This window comes from Aquitalea pelogenes (assembly GCF_001515305.1).
Lineage (GTDB): Bacteria > Pseudomonadota > Gammaproteobacteria > Burkholderiales > Chromobacteriaceae > Aquitalea > Aquitalea pelogenes.
On record NZ_LNQV01000089.1, the window covers coordinates 1 to 6,914 of the forward strand.

A 6,914-nucleotide genomic window follows, 5' to 3' on the forward strand; every position below is an offset into this window, starting at 1 on the left:
CATCGAACTGGCAGCCGGCGGCCATGGCATCCGCATCAGCGCCAAGGGGGTTGAAGTGTTTGGGGATATCAAGCTGCACGGCACGCTGAGTAATGAGGGGAAGGCGGGGCTGGAGCACGAAGACGACAGCTTTCCGCAAACCGATTTACTGCCAAACAAAGGCCTTTCACTTTAATGACGGAGTGACCGATGAATATCAGCCCACCCACCCTGAAGCAGGCCCAGCATGAGATGCCGGACAGCGAATGGCTAAACGCCTTATTACCCTCCACCACCCTGGGTGGCTATCCGGTAACCAGCCAATTCGAGTGGCACGGCGGCATGCATGTGCAACTCTCCGGCAGCGGTGAACAAAACAATGTCCGTGCCATCGCCAATGGCTATGTCATTCATTACCGAGACTGTGGCCCTGGCGAACTGAATCCGGATGAAAACTCGCCCCTACGACGACATGGCCTCGACACCCCCGGCTGCGTGGTGATGCGCCATGAAACAGAAATAGGCAGTGGCCGGGATGGATACGTTGTTTTTTATTCGGTTTATCAAAACCTCGGCAAATTAAGCCCGGAAGTGATGATTGCATTCCAGAAGGGAAAAATACTGGCCCGCAAGCAAATCATCGGCAAAGCGGGCTATACCGGCGGGATGAGCGGTTTCCATTTTGAAATATTCTGCAATACCGAAAACCTGCGAAGGCTGACCGGGCGCACATCCGGCAAGCTGGACTTAAGTAAAAACGGCAGAGAAAACATCATCTTTGGCGATAGCCATTTTTACATTCCGCAAGGAACACCCTATTACAGCGGAGACAAGGCCCCCAAAGGCCAGAGCAAACCAGCGGGTGCCACCACACAAGACCTGTACGTCACCATGGAAATTGGCCACCGTGCCGCAACACTGACCACCCGTATTTTAGAAAACGGTAGTTTTACACCGCTGCCAAACAAAACAATCCCGCCTTACTGGAAAAACTATGATATTAGCCTATATAAAATGGCTGGAGATATCAGTGAAGAAATTCCAGAAGCAAGCCCAAGTACGATTTATGAATATCTTCGTTACGGTCGCCTGATTTCAAAGAGCCACAACCGCGAACTTCCGGCACACGCTCCCATTTACCAGCAAATCACCACGCCACAAGGCCTATTCTGGATCAATATTCGTGACGAAAAAATCAAGAAATACAGCGATGCAGACTTTCCACACTGGCTGGGCTGGCATTTTGTTGATGATGACAAAACCCGCGACGGGCTATGCCATTCCGCCTATATCCAGCAGCTGCTACTCCCCAAGGAACAAGAAAGAACCAAGCAAAAACTGGTCGCTGCGTTTTCTGCCAAGACCAACACACTATCCAGATTAATTTGCCAATTCAAAAGCGAGTGGGATGGCACAAAAATTGACGAACGCTATGGCTGGATGAAAAAGGAAAGCTACCTCAATCCTAAATCCGAAATCATGTCGGACAAGGCCTTTGATCTGTTAAAAGAAAAAATAAAGATACTGTGTTTCTGGGAAAAAATAAAGAACAGAACCGGGGTAATGACCCACAAAATGTACTACCCGAATGAAGAATCGCATTACGACCGATCACTGGATGACAACATCTGGCACTTCCACCCACGCGAATTCATCCAGACATTTCGCAAGTGCAAATGGTTTGGCAGCTTCGAAATGGAAAACATCTTCATCCCGATAATAGATAAAAGCAGGCCGGAAATTACGCCGCAATACCTGATTACCAGATATAAAAATGCCATCAATCAAACAGTGAGCAAGTACGGTTTTGATTACGGAAGAAGAACCATTCATTTCTTTGGCCAAGGCTGTGTTGAATGCGCACAACTGAGCAATATGACTGAGGTAGCCCAGCATCAGGATTACAGCAAAAAAATAGGGCTAGGCTTGGTAAAAGAATCCTTGCAACAGTACGAAATAGACCATGGATACTGGTGGGGGCGTGAAGCCAATGAAAAATCAGCATACTACGCCAGAGAAAAATACAACAGCAAAGGGAAATTAATAGCAAGCAGCTATAACTGGCGCATTGGCAACCTTGATGGTGACGATGCGCAGAAATTCAGAGGCAGGGGTTTTAAGCAACTAACATTTTTATCCAACTATGTCAAATATTGGGTATTTATGGGATGGTTAAAATTAAAGCGAGAACAGCTGGATTGGCATGAGGATCCTGGATATAAATCCAAGAAAAAGGGCGCAATGACGAAGCAGGTGCCTTCTATTGACAACCCAGAGATCATTTCAACAAACCCATATTACTGTATCGACAGCGGAGGATTTTTTTTAGCATGTGAGAGACCAAAAATGAAGCCTGTCATGAATGCTGTCAACGACAATACAATAGAAGCAGTTACCCATGCAATCAATGGCGATACTAACGGATTAGTAAATAGACAAGCGCATACATATCGTGTCAATTACATCATCGGAGATACTATCGACGCACCAAAAAATTTTAAAGCGGCAATATATGCCAAGAGATTTGGATTTGCATTCAAGGAGAAATAAAATGCATCAATTAAATCGCTACATTTTGAAAAAAATTACAATATTGCTAATTAGTATTAATATTTTCAACATCACAAAGGCTGGAACTATCTATACAGAGGGTTCCGATAAAATAATTATCACAAAAATAGAGGAAGATACCAAGCTCGACAATCCATTGATTATATTTCACAACAATATACAATGCGACACAGGACGCACAATGCAATTAACTTATGCAAAAACATCATCCGATGGGAAATTTCTTATTGTGAATGGTGTAATTTTTCTCAATCTAGAAGATATTAAAAAATGCAACAAAGAAGACGATCTAATTAAACATGCATCTGTTATTTCATATAGCTTTGAGATTGAAGACATCAATGAAATGCGTAATTTAATTGCACTATATATTGGACCTTCCTTCGGCATGGCTTATGAGAAGAAAAGTCAATTCCATTATCTTGCAGGAGTAATTGTTAATGAAGAAATATATGGATATGGCATGCGCCCCGATCCATTAATAATAAATCACAAACAATTTTTCTCATACGATAGAACTTCCAATGTAGATTTGGATCGTTCTCTTTTTGCAGGATATAATGACAAGGCATTTTTCTCACCGGATGGAAAATATCTCGCATTAAAATCCAGCGCCATTTCCTGCAAGAAAGGCGCCTACCCTGGCGTATTTGAAACCACACACTGGAAACAGGTGATTTTTAATGGCCCTGATAGCAATAAAAAATGCCGGGCATTATTTCCACAACTGAAGTGACGTAAATTTTCATAAAAATATACCCTGCACGAAACCGGGGCGCTATAGACGCACCAAAAAATTTTAAAGCGGAAATATATGCCAAGAGATTTGGTTTTGCATTCAAGGAGAAATAAAATGCATCAATTAAATCACTGCATTTTAAAAAAAATTACAATATTACTAATTAGTATTAATATTTTCAACATCGTAAAGGCTGGAACTATCCATACAGAGGGTTCCGATAAAATAATTATCACAAAAATAGAGGAAGATACCAAGCGCGACAATCCATTGATTATATTTCACAACAATACACAATGCGACACAGAACGCACAATGCAATTAACTTATGCAAAAACATCATCAGATGGAAAATTCCTTATTGTGAATGGTGTAATTTTTCTCAGTCTAGAAGATATTAAAAAATGCAACAAAGAAGAAGATCTAATTAAATATGCATCTGTTATTTCATATAGCTTTGAGATTGAAGACATCAATGAAATGCGCAATTTAATTGCACTATATATTGAACCCTCCTTCGGCATGGCACATGAAAAGAATAGTAAGTTTTATTATCTTATGGGAGTGGTTACGAATGAAGCAATAAATGGTTATGGAACTCTTCCAAATCCATTAAAAATAAATCAAAAACAATTTTTCTCATACGATAGAACTTCCAATGTAGATTTGGATCGTTCTCTTTTTGCAGGATATAATGACAAGGCATTTTTCTCACCGGATGGAAAATATCTCGCATTAAAATCCAGCGCCATTTCCTGCAAGAAAGGCACCTACCCTGGCGTATTTGAAACCACACACTGGAAGCAGGTGATTTTTAATGGCCCTGATAGCAATAAAAAATGCAGGGCATTATTTCCACAACTGAAGTGACGTAAATTTTCATAAAAATATACCCCGCACGAAATCGGGACGCTATCGACGCACCAAAAAATTTTAAAGCGGAAATATATGCCAAGAAATTTGGTTTTGCATTCAAGGAGAAATAAAATGAATGATGCATTCCGATTTATTATTAGATCATTTTCTTTGTTAATAATATATTGCGCCATGGTTAATAGTTCTCATGCGGCAACCATTTCGATTGATGGTTTTGATACTTTGATTTTAAAAAAAACTGAGTTATCTTCCGGAGAAGATGTCAATCTGAATATCATTTACAATAGAAATGTTTGCACATTCCCCAAGACAATATTTTTGACTTCTGCAAAAATATCATCCGACAGAAAATTTGTTATTTTAAATAATACGCTTTTTTTTCAATTGGAGAGATCTCAAATATTGCAATTTAAATATTGACTCAATCAGCCACTTGCGCATCAACCCCAAACGCTACAAAATCGAAGACATCAACGAAAAAAACAATCTAATAGTTTTATATGTTGATCCTTTATTTGGGTGGCCATATGAACCTGAAAGAAATGACAAATTTACGTTCATGGCCGCACTGGTAGACATGAAAAATCTATCCGAAATTATTTCAATTAAAAAGAAACCATTTTACAATGAAAATCGCACAGACTCGATAGAATTAGATAAACATTCATTTATCAATGCCCTTAGCACTGACAAGGCTTTTTTCTCGCCGGATGGAAAATATCTCGCATTAAAATCCAGCGCCATCTCTTGCAAGAAAGGGGCCTACCCTGGCGTATTTGAAACCACACACTGGAAACAGGTGATTTTTAATGGACCAGATAGCAATAAAAAATGCCGGGCGTTATTCCCACAACTGAAGTGACACACTTACACAAATCGATATCCCCTGCGTATGCCAAAAAAAGCCACCCCGCAGGGTGGCCAACGCAGAGAGTGACGCTTACGCCAGCAAACGTCAGTCCAGATATCTGAGCCCGGCCTTGGCCAGTGGCTCGCGCATTGCATACATGTCCAGGCCCAGCACGCCGGAAGCCAGCCTGGCGCGCTTTTCGCCTTCAAACGACTCGCGCTTTTGCGCCGCCGCCAGCGTTTCCACCGCACGGGCGGCCGGTACGCACACCACGCCGTCGTCGTCCGCCACAATCACATCGCCCGGATGCACCAGCATGCCGGCGCAGAAAACGGGAATATTCACCGAGCCCAGCGTAGCCTTGATGGTGCCTTTGCTGCTGATAGCGCGGCTCCAGACCGGGAAGTCCATTTCCTGCAGGTTTTTGACGTCGCGCACTCTGGCGTCGATGAAAGGCGGCGCAGCAGCAGGGCTTTGTCAGCCGCGCAATACCAACTGTTCCAGGCCCGTCTAGGCCAGCCGCTCGTGAAAATCCGCCTCACCCAGCCGCCAGTACGCCGCCACTTTCACTCCTTCACGCGGCAGCTGCTTTTCTTCCAGCAGTATGCTGCGCGCCTGACGCATCAGCCCACCCTCGCCCGCGCACCAGGCAAAACCATGGCCGGCCGGTACTTGCCAGCCACGCAGTGCCGCCAGCAAGGCCTCGCCATCGGCCAACTGGCTGACACTCCAGTTAGCCTGTTGCGGCAGTGCCCAGCTGTCATGGCTGTCAGCACGCAGCAAGATCACCTCGACATGGGCGCTGGGCGGCAGCTCGGCCAGACGGCGACGGATGGCCGGCAGGGACGAAGCATCGCCCACCAGTAAATGCCAGTCCTGCTGCGCCGGGATGATCATCGAGCCCTTGGGTCCGGCGATAATAGCCTGCATGCCCTCCTCGGCCTGCTGTGCCCAGCTGGCGGCAGCACCGTGGCCGTGCAGTGCGAATTCCAGCGTCAGTTCACCGTTTTCCGCAGTGGCGGACAGCGGTGTGTAGTCGCGCATCACGGTATTGCCCTGCTCATCCTGAAAAATGAACTTGATATGATCGTCAAAAGACTGCGACTGGAAACCCTGCAGCGTCTCGCCGGCAAAGGTGATGCGGGCAAAGCCGTCGCCGCTGCGCTCTACCTTGCGGACGGTGACATTGCGCTTGGCCAGTTCATATCTGACCCGCTCGATGCGGTGTTGCGGCAAAATGGTGGTCATGGCGACTCCAATTGATTGATAATATCACCTAATATGCAAAATAAAGTTGACCTTGTCAACAATGTTGACGATACCGCCGAGCAGATTTTCGAGGCCATCCACACCCTGATGCATCAATACCGCTCGCGCCAGTTTGCCGCGATCCGGGACGATGCCCTGGGGCTGACCCATATGGAAGGCAAGGTGCTGGGTTATTTCTGCCGCCATCCGGGCAATACCCAGAGCGACCTCGCCCAGCACTCCGGGCGCGACAAGGCCCAGCTCACCCGGCTGATTGCCCGCCTGAAGGAAGCCGGCCTGCTGGAAGCCCGCGCCGATGCGCAGGACCGGCGCAGCATGCGCCTGTACCTGACCGAGGCCGGGCAGACGCTGCATGCCACCTTGCATCAGCACGGTCGTCTGCTGGCTGCCCGCGCCATGCAGGGTATTGCGCCGGAGCAGGCCGAGGCATTGCTGCAAGCCTTGCAGCACATCCGCCACAATCTGGAGCAGGACAGCCCGGACAAGTCCTGTGACAAGCATTGCGACAAGAACTGAACACATGAAAAACGGCCCGAGGGGCCGTTGTCATTGTTACCGCTTGCTGCCAGACGCTCAGCTCTTGGGCAGGCCGGGCGGGTTGGTACGCGATTCGCTCACCGCTTCGGCGCT

General features: G+C 46.2%; 8 protein-coding genes. 6 read left to right on the forward strand and 2 right to left on the reverse strand.

Features of this window, described 5'->3' with window-relative positions:
* Positions 1 to 189: 189 nt before the first annotated feature.
* The 5 genes from AWT75_RS20060 (at position 190) to AWT75_RS21505 (ending at position 5,027) form a co-directional block, all read left to right on the forward strand.
* The gene (locus AWT75_RS20060; protein ID WP_062791497.1) at positions 190 to 2,529 is read left to right on the forward strand and encodes a M23 family metallopeptidase; all 2,340 of its coding nucleotides are present in this window, start codon (positions 190 to 192) and stop codon (positions 2,527 to 2,529) included.
* A 1-nt stretch (position 2,530) separates the two neighbouring features.
* Positions 2,531 to 3,286, forward strand: coding sequence for a hypothetical protein (locus AWT75_RS20065; protein WP_062791500.1), 756 nt, complete (start codon positions 2,531 to 2,533; stop codon positions 3,284 to 3,286).
* Positions 3,287 to 3,403: 117 nt separating this feature from the next.
* A complete protein-coding gene (locus AWT75_RS21495) occupies positions 3,404 to 4,159 on the forward strand; it encodes a hypothetical protein (protein ID WP_153013408.1) in 756 nt (251 codons plus the stop codon).
* 117 nt (positions 4,160 to 4,276) lie between these two features.
* A complete protein-coding gene (locus AWT75_RS21500) occupies positions 4,277 to 4,585 on the forward strand; it encodes a hypothetical protein (protein WP_153013409.1) in 309 nt (102 codons plus the stop codon).
* A gap of 13 nt (positions 4,586 to 4,598) precedes the next feature.
* Positions 4,599 to 5,027 carry a hypothetical protein gene (locus tag AWT75_RS21505; RefSeq protein WP_153013410.1) on the forward strand — a complete coding sequence of 143 codons (429 nt, stop codon included), beginning with the start codon at positions 4,599 to 4,601 and terminating at the stop codon, positions 5,025 to 5,027.
* 93 nt (positions 5,028 to 5,120) lie between these two features.
* On the opposite strand, the gene AWT75_RS20070 is transcribed toward AWT75_RS21505, so the two are convergent.
* On the reverse strand, positions 5,121 to 5,453 hold the full coding sequence (locus AWT75_RS20070) for a 4-carboxy-4-hydroxy-2-oxoadipate aldolase/oxaloacetate decarboxylase (protein WP_239689684.1): 333 nt from the start codon (positions 5,451 to 5,453) through the stop codon (positions 5,121 to 5,123).
* A 72-nt stretch (positions 5,454 to 5,525) separates the two neighbouring features.
* Entirely contained in the window at positions 5,526 to 6,263 is a 738-nt protein-coding gene (locus AWT75_RS20075) for a siderophore-interacting protein (protein ID WP_062791502.1), read from the reverse strand.
* Between the two features lie 33 nt (positions 6,264 to 6,296).
* Between AWT75_RS20075 and AWT75_RS20080 the strand changes: the two genes are divergently transcribed.
* A complete protein-coding gene (locus tag AWT75_RS20080) occupies positions 6,297 to 6,800 on the forward strand; it encodes a MarR family winged helix-turn-helix transcriptional regulator (protein ID WP_062791504.1) in 504 nt (167 codons plus the stop codon).
* Positions 6,801 to 6,914 lie beyond the last annotated feature (114 nt).

Coding starts and splice junctions, on each gene's coding strand:
- AWT75_RS21500 (WP_153013409.1), top strand. CDS start 4,277: ATGAATGATGCATTCCGATTTATTATTAGATCATTTTCTTTGTTAATA.
- AWT75_RS20060 (WP_062791497.1), top strand. CDS start 190: ATGAATATCAGCCCACCCACCCTGAAGCAGGCCCAGCATGAGATGCCG.
- AWT75_RS20075 (WP_062791502.1), bottom strand. CDS start 6,263: ATGACCACCATTTTGCCGCAACACCGCATCGAGCGGGTCAGATATGAA.
- AWT75_RS20065 (WP_062791500.1), top strand. CDS start 2,531: ATGCATCAATTAAATCGCTACATTTTGAAAAAAATTACAATATTGCTA.
- AWT75_RS20080 (WP_062791504.1), top strand. CDS start 6,297: ATGCAAAATAAAGTTGACCTTGTCAACAATGTTGACGATACCGCCGAG.
- AWT75_RS21495 (WP_153013408.1), top strand. CDS start 3,404: ATGCATCAATTAAATCACTGCATTTTAAAAAAAATTACAATATTACTA.